The sequence below is a fragment of the Rhodococcus sp. NPDC076796 genome (assembly GCF_040702765.1).
Classification (GTDB): Bacteria; Actinomycetota; Actinomycetes; order Mycobacteriales; family Mycobacteriaceae; genus Rhodococcoides.
Window position 1 is genome coordinate 875,105 of the sequence record NZ_JBFBMS010000001.1, and the last position, 16,232, is coordinate 891,336.

Genomic DNA, 16,232 nt, shown 5'->3' on the forward strand with positions numbered 1-16,232 from the left:
CGATCAGGGAGCGGGAGGAGCAACCGGCGGGAACACCGGCAACGTGAAGTCCGGGAAACCCGGGATCAGCGGAGGCGGCTGCTGCGTCGTCGGAGGAACGGTCTCGACGGGCGGCGGCGGAGCAGGCTCGGCCGTGGCCGTAGTCGGCTCCGGCGTCCATGGCTCCTGGTAGACCTCGGTCTCCGGCGGCACCGTGGTCGGTTCGACGGTCGTGGTCGGTGCAGGCGCGGGCGGCGGCAGGACAGGAGCGGGTATCACCGGTGTGGGAGCCACCGTGGTGGTGACAGCAGGAGCTTCGGTCTGGCTGCGACTGACCGAGGTGTCGACCACCTGCGGTGTGTTCTGTTGGGTGAGCATGAACGCGGAAAGGCCGACCACCAACGCAAGACCGAGCGCGAGAACACCTCCGGTGCGAAGCTTGCGCCGGGCCCGGGTGCGATCGTCCTCGCCGTCGTCGTCGTCGTAATCGGCGTCGAGCCAGTAGACGTTCTTCAGCTGGAACGGAACGGGCTTGCCGTCGTCGGCTGCCTCGGACCGGGCAGCAGAACTCTCGGCAGACGAATCCCCCGTGTTCGCGCTCAACGCAACGACCTCCCCGTCGACCCGCACCCCCTGCACGTGGTCGTCGAGAACATCTTCCACTACCGGTGACGTCTCCGGAACCGAATCGACTGCACCGGAGTCGGATGAGTCGGTGAATCTCGAGGAAGCGAACTCTCCCGCCGTGCCGGTGGGCTCGGCAACCGTGTCCTGAGCCTTCGAGCCCTCGCTGATCGGTGCCGCCGCGATCCAGGGACGGGCGGGCACAGGTCGCGCTACCGCAGGAGCCTGGACAGGTACGGGCGGGGCGGCGTGCTGAGATTCCGTGCGAGCCGGAACCGGTCGGACCGGCGCAGGCAGCGGAAGCGGTACCGGAGGCGACACGGGTTCCGAGCGAACCTGCGACGTGGATGCGATCGACGCAGCGGACTCCGCCGGCCCGCCGGCGTCCGGTGCTCGTCGTGTTCCGGTTCGCGTGCGCGAATGCGGTCGCGCAGTCAGTGCCGCTCCACGTGCGGCAACGGTCTCGGGCTCGGTCGGCACGATCGACGGCAGTTCGAGCAGCGGCCCGACGCGTTTCTGCACGATAGGCATGCGTGCGCCGCCGCCGATCAGTACGACGGCGTCGATCGGAACGTTGGCCCCGATCATCACCTCACGCGCGAACTCGATGGCCTCGTCGAGTAGGTCGGTGATGAGCAGCTCGAAGTTCTCACGGGAGAGCAGGATCATGCCGCTCGCATCCGGCAGACACACCGCGTCCTGAGTGGACAGGCGTTCCTTGGCGATTCGGCAGCGCTTCTCGAACAGCGGCATGTCGGGATCGGTCGGGTTCTTGTCGAGGCGCTGGAGCTGATTGTTGCGGACGTACGCGTCGAGCAGATCTCCGCTGTACTCGCCGGATCGCTGCGAGGCGATGACAGTGCGCTGCACCAGGTCCACGACGCTGACGGTCAGTCCGGAACTGCCGAGGTCGAACAGGGCGACCGAACTGCAGTTGCGGGCTTCGCCCGTCGCTGCCAGGTACTCGACGACAGCTTCCACCTCGTGGACCAGGTGATAGTTGTGCAGATGCGCACCGGTGAGGGCAGCGCGCAGGGCGTCGGCCTGACGGGGGTCACGATAGGCGACGCCGGTGGCGAGTTCGGGCTCGGTTTCGGCTGCGGCACCGATCGATTCGGCGGCCAGATGCGGAAGGTCTCCGCCGACGCTGTCGATGAGTTCGTTGCGGAAGAACAGAGGCCGGTCGATGTCGGTGACCAGGCCGGAAGGGTCGGAGGCGGGTGCCCCGAACTGCTCGGCTCGGGGCTGCGCCGTGCGCACGGCTCGGGTCCCCATGGACACCCCAAGCAGCACAGTCACGGTGTTCGGCCTCACTTCGATCGGCAAAAGTCTTCGGACGCGATTCAGCTCGTCCAGAGCGCCAGGCTACCGCCTCGGCCGAATCGGCGGGGAGCGCGCCCCGGAGGTGGGCGCACCCGGGCGTGAGGGAACCGGTCCCGCTCCCTAGCCGGCCCGCGCGAACCGGACCTCCGGTCTATTCCGGCAGTTCCGAATCGACGACCGGTTGGTACAACTCGCCGTCGTAGCTGAACACACGCTCGTACAGGTCTGCGTCGGACAATCGAACGGGCCCCAGGACGGGCAACTCGGCGGGATCCGGAACGGCCGCGTCGGCCGGACCCGCGGCGGCAGAAAGCGCCGCGGCGAACGTGGAATCGAAGGGGATCTGCTGGTCGATCAGCGGAGTGGGTGGCGGCGTGTTTCCCCGGGTGAACACCAGTCCCACCACGGCAACAACCAGCAGACTCACGGCGGCGAGTACGGAAGCATCACGAATCGACCAGGTGCGCGGGCCGCGGCGAACCGGCTCGGCGACGACGCCGGGCTCGGGTACCTGAGGCTCGAGGACCGCGGGTTCGAGCGCCTGGGGTTCGAGCACCTCGGGCTGCAGCAGCGCGGGTTCGACGAGGTCGGTCTCGAAGGTGGTCGACGGGATCGTCAGATCCTCGGTCGCGAGTTGGTCGACGGTCAGGTCGTCGACCATCCAGTCCTCGACGGTGTCGAGGCCGGTTGTCTCCGGTGCATCGAGTGTGTCGGGAGCGGCGAGTATCTCGGGTGCATCGAGCAGTTCCGACGCGTCGTCCGGGACGGTGATGATTCCCACATCGAGGTCGAGGGCGGCTTCGGTGGGTCTCTCGTCGAGGGCAGCGCCTTTGGCGATGGCCATCGCAGGTGCGTCGGGCACATGGACGGGAACGTTCCACTTGTCTTCGATGATGGTGCGCACTGCGGGGATGCCTGCACCGCCGCCGATCAGCAGTACTGCATCGGGAGCCTCCTTGGAGGCCCAGTCCAAAGCGTCGGAGACGAGCGGGGTGATCTCTCGCTCGAATTCCTTTCGGCTGAGCAACATCGGGCCGCGGTTGGGTGCCCTGACGCCCACCGACGAGCTCACCAGCTCCTTGAGCTCACGGAAGAAGGCCTGGTACTCCTGATCGCCCTCGGGTCCGACCGGAGCCGGCAGAATCCCCTTCGCCATCACGATGCCTCGGACCACTTCGTCGAAGCGGTCGCCGCTGATGTCGACGGTGCGCGCGGTCCACTCGACGTACTCGCCGGCAACATCGAGTGCAGTGGCCGAGAGGCCCTTCTTGCCCAGGTCCACGACCAGGACGTAGTCCTTGTCGGCCAGTTCCGGAACGGTGCGGGCGTAGGCGAGCAGGGCGCGGGACTCCTCGACCATGCGAGCCTTCGGCACGGTGCCGTCGCCGAGGGTCTCCAGCAGCGCCGTCACCGCTGCGGTGTCCCATCCGGCGAGAACTATGTCCTCGAAGGGCCCGAGGTCGACGAGCTTGCCGGGCAGCAGGTCGTGTGCGCCCTCTGCGTCGATGGAGTCCTCGACGCGGCGGCCGTCGGCGATGTACGCGATGCGCACGGCACCGGTACCCACTGACACCCCGCAGACTCCACCCATCGACCAGACAGTCCTTCGCAGATTGTGTTTCGACGCCCGATCCGGCGCCCGTACGAGCCCCCGCTCCACTCGAAGTGTACGGCGGTCGAGATGCCCGATGCGGGCATCCCGGTAACGCTACTAAACAATCTACGATATTGTTTAAGAGGGTCTGGGGAGACTTTGGGTCGAAAAGGCGCACAGCCAGCCGACCCTGAGTCGACGACGAGGCCGTCCGGTCTCGTGGTTAACGCGATCGGTGGAGGTTTCGATGCAGACGCTCAATGCTCACGACGTGGTTCGAGTGCGAACCGTTCTGGAGAAGTTCGGAAAGCTGCCGGTCCCCGTGGAGGGCATCGACGAAGCTGCCGATCTCTACGACAGCGGCCTCACCTCGCACGCCAGCGTCAACGTGATGATCGCGCTCGAGGACGAGTTCGACGTCGAATTCCCCGACACCATGCTGCAGAAGTCGACGTTCGGCAGCATCAACGCGATCGCCGCGGCCATCGCCCAGCTGACGGACTGAGGCCATGACCACCGTCTACGAGAGCTCGATCGACCAGTCGATCACCGACGTGCTGGCCGTACTGCGGACCTACGCCGACGAGGTCGACCGCGATGCCCGTTTTCCCACCGAATCGGTGGATGCGCTGCGCGACGCCGGCCTGCTCGGGGTCGGAATTCCGCGGGAGTTCGGCGGCGGCGGGGCAACACTGACCGACATAGCCCGGATCTCGCGTGCCCTCGGTGCCGAGTGCGCATCGACGGCGATGATCTTCGTGATGCACCAGTCGCAGGTGCTCAGCATCGTCCGTCACGGCAAGTCCGACGCCATGGCCGACCTGCAGCGTCGCATCGTGACCGATCGCATACTGGTGGCGTCCGCCACCACCGAGATCAACATCGGCGGCGACGTCCGCTCGAGCAGTTGCGCGGTCGAGTACGACGGCGAGCAGATCACGCTCAGCAAGAACGCACCGGTCATCTCCTACGGCGAGTACGCACAGATCGTGTTGGCGACGGCGCGGCGCAGCGTCGACAGCCCGCCGAGCGATCAGGTGCTCGTGGTGTGCGAGAAGCCCGACGTGACGCTGGTCAAGACCGGAACCTGGGACACCCTCGGCTTCCGTGGCACCTGCAGCCCGGGCTTCATGCTGGACGCGCGCACGACGACGTCGAACATCCTGGGCGACAACTACGGCGACATCTCCGCTCAGACCATGCTTCCGGTGGCGCACGTGCTGTGGGGATCTGCGTGGCTCGGCATCGCCGACGCGGCGGTCACCAAGGCCCGCAAGTCGGTACAGAAGGCCGCACGCAAGACTCCGGGAACGCCGCCGCCGAGCGCGCTGCGTCTCGCGGAGCTGATGGTGGTGCACGAGCAGTTGGTGGACACGGTGTTCGGTGCCGCAGCCAAGTTCGAGGCGGTCGCCGACAGCCCCGCCGAGCTCGGAGCCATCGGTTTCGCGCTCAAGATCAACAACGTCAAGGTCACCGCGTCGACGCTCGTCATCGACATCGTCGGCAGGGCACTGCAGATCTGTGGCATCTCCGGCTACCGACAGGGCGGCGAGATGAGCATCGGCCGTCATCTTCGTGATGCGCACGGGTCCGCGATCATGGTCAGCAACGAACGCATTCTGGGGCACAACGCCCAGCTCTCCCTCGTCTACAAGGGCAAGTGATGACTACTACGCACTCCGCACCGGAGACAGAGATCAGCGAACTCGACTCCGCCCGAGCAGCATTCCGCGCCGAGCTCATCGACGCCGGCCTGCTGGTACCCAGCTCTATTCCCGGATTGTACGGGCGCAGTGGCGAATTCGAGGACATCATCGAGTTCGTCGACGCCCGAGTCACCGAGGCCGGGGTTGCCGAACACGGTCGTCAGGCCACCAGGTTCCGGTTCGCTCCGGTCTTCCCCCGGGAAGCGTTCGAGCGCACCGACTACATCGCGTCGTTCCCCAACCTCACCGGTGCCATCAACACGTTCGAGGGCGACAACAAAGAACACGCGGCGTTGTTGGCCGAGCGCTCCGACGGTAAGGACTGGGATCACTTCCTCCAGTCCGCGGGCACCATGCTGGTCTCGGCTGCGTGCCATCCGTCCTACTCGATGCTCACCGGCACACTGCCCGAAGAGGGCACGCTGATGGACATCTACGGCTACTGCTTCCGGCACGAGCCCGCGGTGGATCCGGCTCGGATGCAGGCATTTCGGATGCACGAGTTCGTTCGAGTGGGCACCCCCGACGATGCGATCGCGCACCGCGAACGCTGGGTACCGCGCGGTCTGCAGGTACTGGCAGATCTGGGACTGGAAGCCGAGGCGGTCATCGCCAACGACCCCTTCTTCGGTCGCGCCGGACGCATGCTCGCGGCGAACCAGCGCAACGAGAACCTCAAGACCGAACTGGTCGTCAAGCTCTACGGAGATCTCGACGAGGGCACCGCGGTCGTCTCGTGCAACTGCCACCGTGATCACTTCGGGCACACCTTCGGCATCGAGACCGTCGACGGCGAACCCGCCCACAGCGCATGCGTCGGGTTCGGCATGGAACGCATCGCACTGGCGATGCTCCGCACCCACGGTCTCGATCGATCGAGCTGGCCTGCCGCACTGCGCAACTGATCGATACCGCTTCACCCGCGTGTACACGAAGGACCAAATCTGTGAACAGTTCCCGCACCGCTCCCCGGCGCATCGGCTCAGTTCCCGCCGAGTCCTCTTCGCGTACGGCGGGCGGCAAGTACCCGACGTGGTTCGGCCCGTCCGACGCGCCGCTGTTCGGCACCGTCCATGTGCCGTCCGGCGGTCGGGCGCGCGGCGGTGTCGTCCTGTGCCCGCCGCTCGGCAAGGAGCAGGTCGATTCGTATCGCGGCATGACCCTGCTCGCGCAGAAGCTCAGTGCGCAGGGACTTCTGGTGCTGCGGTTCGACTACCGCGGCACCGGCGATTCGTGGGGTGATCAGGATCGGCCCGGCGCGGTCGAACACTGGCGGCGGAGCATCGTCGAGGCCGTCGACTATGTTCGCGGTTGCGGGGTGAGCGAGGTCGGCCTCGTCGGTCTGCGCGTCGGTGCCTTGCTGGCGTGTTCGGTCGCCGCCGAGTGCGGGCCGCTCACCGCGATGACGCTGTGGGATCCGGTCGTCAAAGGACGGTCGTATCTGCACGAGCAGCGCGCGCTGTATTCGGTGAGCGTCACCACCGACTCCGACACCGATCCCAGGGTGTCGATCATCGGCGCTGTGCTGCATCCCGATTCGGCTGCGGACTTCTCCGCGCTCGACGCCGCGAAGACGACAACCGACGCGCCGGTGCTGGTCGCCACGCGCGCCGAGCGAGGCGATACGAAGCCGGTTCGCAAGCTCGTCGAGACACTCTCGGCTCAGGAGCACACGTTGACCGCTCACGACGACTTCCTCGAGCCGAGTGACTTCGAGGTCATCATCCCGACGGCCGACATCGCATACCTCGCGACGTGGACGGCATCGAAGTTCCCCGTCGAGCCCTCGAGCGAAATCGAGCTGCAGCGTCGCTCGGCGTTCGTGGTCGACGGAATCCACGAGAACATCGAATACCTCGGCGCGCAGCAGCTTTTCGCGATTCGGTCAACCTCGGATCGATGCCGGGCAGGCGGACCGACCGTGGTGCTGTACCCCACCGCCAACGAGCATCGCGTCGGCCCGGTGCGCATGTGGGTGGAACTGGCCCGGCTCCTGCCCCGGTTCGGGGTCTCCACGGTGCGCTTCGATCGGCGCGGTACCGGCGAAAGCGGCAGCGTCGGCGATGGGGAGTTGACCCGGCTCTACAGCGACGAGGGCAACGAGGACGCCCTCACCGCCGTCCAGCAGTCGGGGACCACCCCGGACAACGTCCTGGTGGCCGGAATGTGCTCCGGCTCGTGGTATTCCAGCTTCGCAGCCCGGGAACTGGGGGTTCGCGCTGCAGTGCTGCTCAACACCCTGGACTGGACCACTCGTCGTCTCGAATTCGTCAAGCGTTCCTCGATGCACATCGAGGAAACCGGGCTGAAGGCCCGCGCACTCGACCGTCTGCACCACTGGGGTGTGCGGACCAAGAATGCACTGCAGCCGCGGATTCCGTACGCGCTGTGGATCTGGCTAGGGCGACGCGGCTTGATCCAGGTTCCCGAGATCTCGCTGCGCATTCTCAGCGACCGTCGGGTGCAGACGCGAGTTCTGCTCTCCCCCAGCGATACCGCCTGGTTCGAGACCAATCGGGGCCCGGAGGGAATGCGCCGGCTCCAGCGCCGATCGTCCGTACCGACCGTCACCTCCTTCGCGTCCGGTGATCACTCGCTCTACGGTCGCGATCTCCGAGAGAACGTGCGAGCCGAGCTGGTGATGGCCGCCTCCGCTGCCTTCGATATCGAGATCGCCGCACCGTCGCCTCCCGTGCCGGTGGGGAAGGTTCGATTGTGAAGCACCGCGCTCCCCGGATCCTGCCGCCCAAGCACGAACAGCTCGAACAGCTTCGGTGGTATCCGGTCGAACCGGCTCGGTTCGACCTGGGTCTGATGAACAGCCCGACGATGCCGGTGCCGACCGTGCCGCGGCACGATCCCGTGCACTCGGTCGACGTTTCTCCGGTCGCCGACGTCGTCGAACGACCGGCACCCGAGACCGGACCGGGTTCGAAGGCCTCCGATCGTAACCTCGCGCTCAACTCGATGGCCCTGATGCTCTCGACGGCCATCACCGGCGCACTCGGCCTGCTGTTCTGGGCTGCGGCCGGTCGGCTCTATCCCGTGGCCGAGGTGGGCAGCGCGTCGGCGGTCATCACCTCCGCGGTGATGCTCTCGACGCTGTCCAATCTGAGCCTCGGTTCGATGTACGAGCGATTCCTCCCGATCTCGGGCCGGTTGGCTATGTCGTTCATCGTGCGCGGCTACCTCACTGTCACTGCGTTCGCGTTCGTGCTCGGCGGCGGCTTCCTGCTTGTTGCGCCGGTGGACGAGATGTTCACCAACACCGCTGAAATCGTGTCGTTCCCGTTCTTCGTCGCGGTGCTCGCGGTGTTCGCGCTGCAGGATCAGACCTCGTCCGGCCTGGGCGTCGCACGCTGGGCGGCCGCCAAGAACGTCTTCCACGCCGTCCTCAAGTTCGTGTTGCTGTTGGCGCTGTTCTCGACCGAGCGCAGTACCTCGATCATCTCGGCCTGGGCAGTCCCCGCAATCGTGGCGTCGATCTTCGTCCTGCGCGCGATCATGAAGAACGTCCGCACCGAACAGCGGTACGCCGGCAAGCCGGACCTGCCGCCCAGGCGCGAGATGTGGGCCTACTTCGGCTCGGCATACGGCATCACCGCGCTGGGATCCCTCGCTCCGCTGCTCGTGCCGATGATCGTCGTCGCCACCCTCGGTGCCGAGCAGAACGCCTACTTCTCGCTCACCTGGTCGATCGTCAGCGCTCTGTACATTCTGATCAGCGTGCTGATCGGACCGTACGTCGCCGAGGTCGCCGCCCACCCCGAACAGTTCCACCGCCTGACGAAGCGGTTCATGAGCCTCGTGTGCATCGTCGCGGTGGGTGGGTCGATCTTCCTGGCGTTCGTTGCGCCGTTCGGTCTCGGATTGATCGGCCAGGGCTATCGCGATCAGGGCACCATCATCGTGCAGCTGGCCGCGCTGACCATCCCGCTCTCCGTCGTCGGTTCCCTGTACGACGGTTTGGCTCGCGTCCGTCGACGCATGCGACTCGCCGTGATCGTGCAGGTGGTGGCCACCTCGATCATCATCGGCGGCTCGGTGGCGTTGTCGTCGTCGATGGGCATCGCGGCCGTCGGCTGGGCTTACCTCGCGGCCGAGGCGTTCGGTGCCGTCGTCCTGATCGTGCCGCTCGTGCGGTGGATTCGTGAGCTGTCCGCAGGCAGCAACGGTGAGTCCGGTGACGACCAGGGCCCGTCGGGCTCCCCCGGCCCCCGCCGGCCGATCGACGACAGCGACGCCCGTCCACCGCGATCGCGTCATCGAGAGCCTCGCCGCGGCGAACCCCGACACGCCCAACCCCGACACCGTGACGAGCCTCGCCGCGACCCACAGGACGGTCCACCGCAGCTCGACGAACCGTCACCGCGTCGTATTCCGGTCCACGCCCAACACAGGACGGCACCATGACTCAGACCTATCGCGCCAGTTCGTTGGACATGCTTCGGTCCGATTCGCGCATCGTGACCGTGCTGGGACCCGCGGACTTCGGCGATCTCGCACGGGTGCAGAGCCGGGTGCTCGCACTGGCCTCGATCGGTCCTGCCACGCGGCTGGGCCTGCGCGCCGACCAGTCTTCGGTGGGCTGGGTCTACGAGCCGGAGCGGGTAGTCGAGCACATCGCCGAGGGAACCGCCGTCGGCCACGAGCAGTTGACCAAGGAGCTCACCGAGTTCTCGCACGCGTCCGTGCCTGGAATTCCTCTTCGTATTCGTCTGGCCGGTCGCTACCTGTTCCTCGATCTCAATCACGGTCTCGGCGACGCGCTGTTACCGGTCGACCTGTTCGCGTATTTGGCCGACGCACGTCCCGACGCCCCGCTTCCGGCGTGGGCAGACAGTCCCGTCGACGGTCATCCTCTTCGAAAAGCACTGCTGCGCTGGGTCGTTCGCAATCCCAGGAAAGTCGTCGACACGATCTACGACCGCGTCCGTCCCGGCACGAACCCCGAATCCAAGACCATGGCCACCGCACCCGACACCGCGTCGACGACGGCATTTCGGCCGTGGGCTCCGTCCGCTGCGGTGGCCACCGCGGTGACGCAGTCGGGTACCACCGATGCGATCCGGCGGTGGCGGGAAACCCACCTGCCGGGCGCGAGCGTCAGCTCGGTGATGTGCGCGGCCGTGGCCGCGGCGTTCGCGCGCACGTCGTTTTCGCTCGATCGGTCCGCAGCGTTTCTCTTCGATTGCCGCCGCTATCTTCCGCCGTCGACGGTCGTGCTCGGCAACTTCGCTGCCGGAATCCGGTTCTCCGACCTCGATCCCACCTCGGCCGGGGAGGTGCACGGGGCACTGTCCGGTGCCATCGCCAAGGGTCGTCCGATTGCATCGGCGACGATCAGCACCATCAAGTACAAGCGTGAACACAAAGCCGTCTCCGGGGTGTTCGGCGACAAGGTCCCAATGGAACCGAAGATCCAGCTCATGTACTCCGATCTCGGTAGAGTCAGGCAGCTCGAGCAGGTCTCCTGGGTTGCCGAGCCGGCCGACCGCGCCTTCTTCGTGATCGCCGATCCGGGCCAACCGGAGTCGGTGATGATCACGATGGAGACCATCGGTTCGGTCGTGTTCGTCTCGGCGTCGTTCCACGACAATGTTTTCGACAGTCACACCGTGCAAGCCGCACTCGATCTCGTAGCAGCGAACCCCCTCACATTGCTGGCCCCTCAGGAGAAGACTGCATGACCACCGAAGCGAAGCGTCCCACTTCGAGTTCCATCGCGCCCACGACGTCTGCACCGGTGCGATCGGGTTTCGTCGCCCATGTCGCTCGTTGGGCCGGGTTGTCGGTGGTGCAGTTCGTCCTCGTCGAGTACATCGTCTCGGCCACGTGGCGCGGGCTCTACAGCTACCGGAACAACTACATCAGCGAGCTCGGCGTTCCCTTCTGTGGGCCAACCGGCAACTGGCCGTGCAGCCAGCTCTACGTCCTGCTCAACGCCTCGATGGTGCTGTTCGGTGTGGCGATCGCGGCGGTGGGCGGATCCTGGTACATCGTCCGCCGGATCGACGGTAGGGCTGCGTCGTTCTTCCTCGTCGCAGGCGCGGGTGCCATCACCGCCGGCGTGATCAACCAGGGCGTCAACTACCCGATCCATTCGTTCGGTGCCACCGCGTTCTTCGTCTTCGGCAACTTCGGCCTCGTCATCGCCGGCGGGCACCGGAGTCTGCGACGCCCCATCCGCATCGTGGTGACCACACTCGGTGCCGTCGGCCTGGCCGGATACTTCGCCTACATGAGCGGTCACGAGTTCGGTCTCGGCATCGGCACCATGGAACGCATCGCCACCTATGCACTGCTCGTGGGCATAGTCGTACTGTCGGTCTCGCAGTTCAACGCGACGCGAGTGCCGAAGAACGTCGACGAGACCGCGTGAGTCGTCACTCCGCGTCCAGCCGAGAGTCCGGAGCGGGGACCGTCGAGGTTTCGCGGCTTCCCGGAACCGGACTCATCGTCGAGCCTCCACGACGGCGCTGGCCTTCCGTTCTGGCGTTCCTCGTCGTGCTGGGTCTGGTCGTCGCCGGCACCGTGTACGGGCTTTCTCACCGCTCGGACGGAGCCGACATCGATCCCGACTCCACCGCGCAGGGCACCGTCGACGCGAGGTCGACGACGTCGGCGTCCAACACGGCAGCCGCCAAGCCCGGATTCACCGTCTACGACGACTTCTCGGGCACGGCGGGCGACGCGGTGGCGAACGACCGTTGGAGTCACGATGTCGGCCGGACCGGCTGGGGCAACAACGAGAAGCAGGACTACACCGATTCGACCGAGAACTCGTCTCTCGACGGCGAGGGCAACATGGTCATCAAGGCCATGCGCAACGGTGACGGATACACCTCGGCCCGAGTGACCACCAAGGACAAGTTCGAGTTCACCTACGGCCGCATCGAAGCTCGGATCAAGATGCCCGCCGGAGCCGGACTGCATCCGGCGTTCTGGATGCTCGGTACCGACCTGGACTCCGTCGGCTGGCCGCTGTCCGGCGAGATCGACATCATGGAGACGCTGAACCAGGCCGATCAGTACCACACCGGAATTCATGCCCCCCAGCCCGATTCGTTGACGAGCCAGAAGGTGGACGCGGGCGGGATTCCCCCGGAGCCGCTGTCCGAGAACTTCCACACCTACTGGGTCGAACGCTCACCGGGGCGCGTGACCACCGGCATCGACGGCACCACCTTGGCCACCGTCACTCCGGACGACCTGATCGGCGGCGACGACTACTGGGTCTTCGACAAGCCGTTCTTCCTGCTGTTCAACGTCGCCGTTGCCGGCGACTGGCCCGGTCCCACCGACAACTCCACGCCGTTCCCGGCGACCATGACGGTCGACTGGGTGCGGTATCGCGCCGACTGAGACTCCGCTGTACCTGCCCGTACGTGTAACCCCGAAAGGACCCTCCCCGTGTTACCTCCCGCACTCCCCAGACTCCAGTCTCCCGAGTGGGACGGTGCCGTGTGGATCGGTGACATCGACCTGGAGCTGGATCTGCCGGAGTCTCTCGACCTCGACGATTCCGACGGTTACCGCCGTGCCCGGCTGTTGATCCGACGCGGACTCGACCCGCTCGGCTTCGTCGAGCTCGATGTCGTCGACGGAGCGGTGGCGTCAGCCGATGTACGCGCGGCGGCCATGTCGCTCGCGCAGGTTCCGATGCCCGACGCGCTGCCCGACACCGATCGGGCACTGCCGCCGATCACCGTGGTGATCTGCACTCGCGACCGAGTCGACCATCTGAAGGGAGCGCTTGCGTCGGTGTCCGCTCTGGACTACCCCGACTTCGAGGTGGTCGTCGTCGACAACGCGTCCCCGACCGATGCCACGCAACGGTACGTTCGCGGGCTGGGCGACCCCCGCGTGCGCGTCGTGTCCGAGCCGACGGCGGGTCTGTCGAGGGCCAGGAACACCGGGTTACGGGCAGCGCGGCACGACATCGTCGCCTTCACCGACGACGACGTCGCCGTCGACGCCAGGTGGTTGCGGAGCATCGCGCGCGGCTTCGGGCGGGCCGATCGGGTGACGTGTGTGTCCGGCATCGTGCCGAGTGGGGAGATCAGGACTCAGGCGCAGGCGTACTTCGATCGCCGCGTCGGGTGGGCGAGTTCGGTGACGCCTCGGGTCTACGACCTGAAGAAACCACCGGCCGACGTTCCGCTGTTTCCGTTCCAGGTCGGGATGTACGGAACCGGAGCCAATTTCGCGGTCGACCGCGGACGGATGTTCGATCTGGGCGGCTTCGACGAGGCACTGGGGGTGGGATCCCCGACCAACGGCGGTGAGGACCTCGACATGTTCTTCCGGGTTCTGATGGCCGGCGACAAGCTGGTGTACGAGCCTGCGGCCATCGTGTGGCACCGCCACCGCGCCGACTCCGAGGCGTTGGCGGTGCAGGCGCGCGGGTACGGGCTCGGACTCGGCGCGTGGCTGTACACCGTCGCCACCGACCGCAGGTCGGCGACGCTGGCCGCCACGGTGGCCGTCCGCCGACTCGGCAGTGCGATTCGGTTGTCCGCCAAGATGAGCAAGGTCGCCTCCCCTCCCGACGATCTCGCCGCCGACCTGCCCGACGGCATCGGCCGGATGGAATTGCTGTCCATCGCCAAGGGCCCTGCGGCCATCCGGCGCAGCAGGCGCGAAGGTCGCGAGCGCACTCCTCTGGCGGGGGTGAGCCGTGAACCTGTCCTCGACTGATTCCGGATACCGGTCCATCGCGGATCTCCGGCACAAGCTGTTCGTCCCGTCCGACTGGACCGTCGACTGGCCCGTCGGCACCACCGACTCCGCTGCAGGCACGCGGCGGCGCGCGGGTAGCCGATTGCGCTACTCCGACATCAGCGTTCTCGCCGCACTGTCCGGCCTGGCCTCGATGATCGCGCTGCCGACGCTGGTTCGCGTCGTGCTGCTCACGGTCCTGCTGTTCTTCGGACCCGGCGCTGCCATCCTGTCGTGGGTGCGCATCCCACGCACCGCGGTTCCTGCTGCCCTGCCGATTCTGAGCATCTCGGTGGTGACACTGATGGTGTCGGTGGCGATGTGGGGATACCGCTGGTCGCCCCGGATGTGGACGTTGTGGCTGTGTGTGGCCCTGATCGGGTCGTCGGTGCTCTGGTACCGCAAGCACGGCCGTCCTGATCTGCCGGTGTGGATATCGCGCGCACGTGAGGTCGTCTCTCCGTCGTCGCGAACGTCCGCCCTGGCCTCGTTGAAGTTCGTGCTGACCGACCGAGAGACGCTGCGACGCAACGTTGCCGGCTTGATTCTGGCGTTGGCGTTCTTCCTGTGGCTGCCGCTGTTGCCGGGTCTGGAGCGCGCGACGTACTCGCAGTTCGGACTGTTGACCGCCGGAACCGGCCCAGGATTGGTGCTGTGCATGGTTCTGATCATGGCGGCGTTCCTGATCGCGTTGCGGCGTCACCAGTTGCGCACCATGCTGGTCGCCATCGGCCTGGCCATCGTGGTGCAGCGATTCACCGTCACCCTCGTCACCTCCGCTCCGATCTACGACTGGACCTACAAGCACGTCGCCGTCACCGAGTTCGTGCTCGATCTGAACCGGCTGGCTCCGAGCGGCGTCGACATCTACAGCGAGTGGCCCAGTTTCTTCCTCGTCTCGGCCTGGTTCCAACACGTCACCGGATACGACACCCTGTCTCTGGCGCACGTGTTCGCGCCGATGATCCACGTGGTGCTCGCGGCGGCCGTCTACGGACTGGCGCGGGTCATGAAGTTCGACAAACGCGCGGCGATCACCGCGGCCATGCTCGCCGAGGTCATCAACTGGGTGGGCCAGGACTACTACTCACCGCAGGCGTGGGCCGTCCTGCTCGCCGTCGGCTTCCTGGCGCTGTTGATGTCCTCGTCACTCACCCGGTCAGCGGCCTACGTGTCGATCGTTCCGTTCGCGGCACTGGTCCCCACGCACCAGCTGACGCCCTACTGGCTGATGGCCGTCACCGGCGTACTGCTGGTGACGCGACGAGCCAAGCCGTGGTGGTTGATGATTCCGCTCGGCATCATCTTGCTGGGATACCTGTATCCGCGACTGCCGATCGTGGCACCGTACGGACTCTTCCAGGGGTTCGACCCCGTCCAGAACGCCGCGAGCAACGTCGAGGAGGAGGGCGTGCTCGGCAAACAGATCACGTCTCTGGTCTGCCGCGCACTGTCCGGCGGGGTGTTCGTGTTGGCGTTCGTCTCGGCGATCTACGCCTGGCGCACCAAGAAGACGTTCTGGGCTCCGATGGTGATGGCGTTCGGCTCGATCATGCTGCTCGCCGGCCAGAGCTACGGCGGTGAGGCGATCTTCCGGGTGTACCTGTACGCGATTCCCGGCTGCGTGCTGCTGATCACGCCGTTGTTCCTGGCCCTGTTCGATCGGAAGCCGTCCCAGGATCGTCCGTCCCGGGCCCGCAGGATCACCGCCCGGACCTCGGTTGCGGTCGCCACGGCAGGTGCCATCAGCTGTGCCGTGCTGGGCTTGCAGAGCTACTTCGGCCTGTGGCCGATCGTGCTCGAACATCGGCAGCAGATCGACGACGCCCGAGCGATGGCCGCGCAGTCGCCGTCCGGCACCTCGATCACGATGCTGTATTCCTCGGGCTACCCGGCCCGGTCGACGTCGGACTACGGACGCTTGACCGAGGCGAACGAGTACTGGGACGTCCCGCTCTACGCGCTGGGCCCCGAGTACATGGAAGGCTTCCCGACGCCCGAGAAGCTCGGCGAGATCGACTACAACGCGTCGGTCAGCGACACACCGACATACATGGTCCTCACCCGTCAGTCGCTCGAGGCGATGCAGTACTACGGGTTCGTTGCCGACGATGAGGTCGCCCGTTTCCGGCAGTGGCTCTCGACCAACTCGGCGTGGTCGGTGCGGTATCAGGACCCCGACACGATCGTTTACCAGTACCAGTCTCGTTGACGGTGTCACAAACTATGACGTGAATCTCCAAACAATCTCCCAGTTGGTTTGTTTGCGGCTTGACAAACTCGTA

At 66.3% G+C, this 16,232-nt stretch carries 12 protein-coding genes; 10 read left to right on the top strand and 2 right to left on the bottom strand.

What is annotated here, in order from left to right; all coding sequences use genetic code 11:
• Positions 1–3: 3 nt before the first annotated feature.
• Both AB0366_RS04000 and AB0366_RS04005 read right to left on the bottom strand, forming a co-directional pair.
• Positions 4–1,902, bottom strand: coding sequence for an Hsp70 family protein (locus AB0366_RS04000; RefSeq protein ID WP_366242780.1), 1,899 nt, complete (start codon positions 1,900–1,902; stop codon positions 4–6).
• A gap of 175 nt (positions 1,903–2,077) precedes the next feature.
• The gene (locus AB0366_RS04005; RefSeq protein ID WP_366242781.1) at positions 2,078–3,499 is read right to left on the bottom strand and encodes a hypothetical protein; all 1,422 of its coding nucleotides are present in this window, start codon (positions 3,497–3,499) and stop codon (positions 2,078–2,080) included.
• Positions 3,500–3,767: 268 nt separating this feature from the next.
• Here AB0366_RS04005 and AB0366_RS04010 point away from each other — a divergent pair, with 268 nt between their 5' ends.
• From AB0366_RS04010 to AB0366_RS04055, 10 genes are read left to right on the top strand one after another with little or no spacing between them, the layout of a single operon-like run.
• Positions 3,768–4,025: an acyl carrier protein gene (locus AB0366_RS04010; RefSeq protein ID WP_032396368.1), complete on the top strand. Its 258-nt coding sequence runs from the start codon at positions 3,768–3,770 to the stop codon at positions 4,023–4,025.
• Positions 4,026–4,029: 4 nt separating this feature from the next.
• Complete coding sequence (locus AB0366_RS04015) at positions 4,030–5,184, top strand: acyl-CoA dehydrogenase family protein (protein ID WP_121871036.1); 1,155 nt, start codon at positions 4,030–4,032, stop codon at positions 5,182–5,184.
• Positions 5,184–6,131: an amino acid--[acyl-carrier-protein] ligase gene (locus AB0366_RS04020; RefSeq protein WP_128646741.1), complete on the top strand. Its 948-nt coding sequence runs from the start codon at positions 5,184–5,186 to the stop codon at positions 6,129–6,131. The genes AB0366_RS04015 and AB0366_RS04020 overlap by 1 nt, the downstream gene beginning before the upstream one ends.
• Before the next feature lie 41 nt (positions 6,132–6,172).
• A complete protein-coding gene (locus AB0366_RS04025; RefSeq protein WP_366242782.1) occupies positions 6,173–7,945 on the top strand; it encodes an alpha/beta fold hydrolase in 1,773 nt (590 codons plus the stop codon).
• Positions 7,942–9,639 (top strand): lipopolysaccharide biosynthesis protein, encoded by a 1,698-nt coding sequence (locus AB0366_RS04030; RefSeq protein ID WP_366242783.1) that lies wholly within the window; start codon positions 7,942–7,944, stop codon positions 9,637–9,639. Before AB0366_RS04025 ends, AB0366_RS04030 begins: the two co-directional genes overlap by 4 nt.
• Positions 9,636–10,916 (top strand): hypothetical protein, encoded by a 1,281-nt coding sequence (locus AB0366_RS04035; protein ID WP_366242784.1) that lies wholly within the window; start codon positions 9,636–9,638, stop codon positions 10,914–10,916. Before AB0366_RS04030 ends, AB0366_RS04035 begins: the two co-directional genes overlap by 4 nt.
• Positions 10,913–11,608 (top strand): DUF998 domain-containing protein, encoded by a 696-nt coding sequence (locus AB0366_RS04040; protein ID WP_121871039.1) that lies wholly within the window; start codon positions 10,913–10,915, stop codon positions 11,606–11,608. The genes AB0366_RS04035 and AB0366_RS04040 overlap by 4 nt, the downstream gene beginning before the upstream one ends.
• Positions 11,605–12,591, top strand: coding sequence for a glycoside hydrolase family 16 protein (locus AB0366_RS04045; protein ID WP_366242785.1), 987 nt, complete (start codon positions 11,605–11,607; stop codon positions 12,589–12,591). Before AB0366_RS04040 ends, AB0366_RS04045 begins: the two co-directional genes overlap by 4 nt.
• A 48-nt stretch (positions 12,592–12,639) precedes the next feature.
• Positions 12,640–13,926, top strand: a complete 1,287-nt coding sequence (locus AB0366_RS04050; RefSeq protein WP_366242786.1) for a glycosyltransferase — start codon at positions 12,640–12,642, stop codon at positions 13,924–13,926.
• Positions 13,907–16,159, top strand: a complete 2,253-nt coding sequence (locus AB0366_RS04055; RefSeq protein WP_366242787.1) for a hypothetical protein — start codon at positions 13,907–13,909, stop codon at positions 16,157–16,159. Before AB0366_RS04050 ends, AB0366_RS04055 begins: the two co-directional genes overlap by 20 nt.
• The last annotated feature ends 73 nt before the right edge of the window (positions 16,160–16,232 follow it).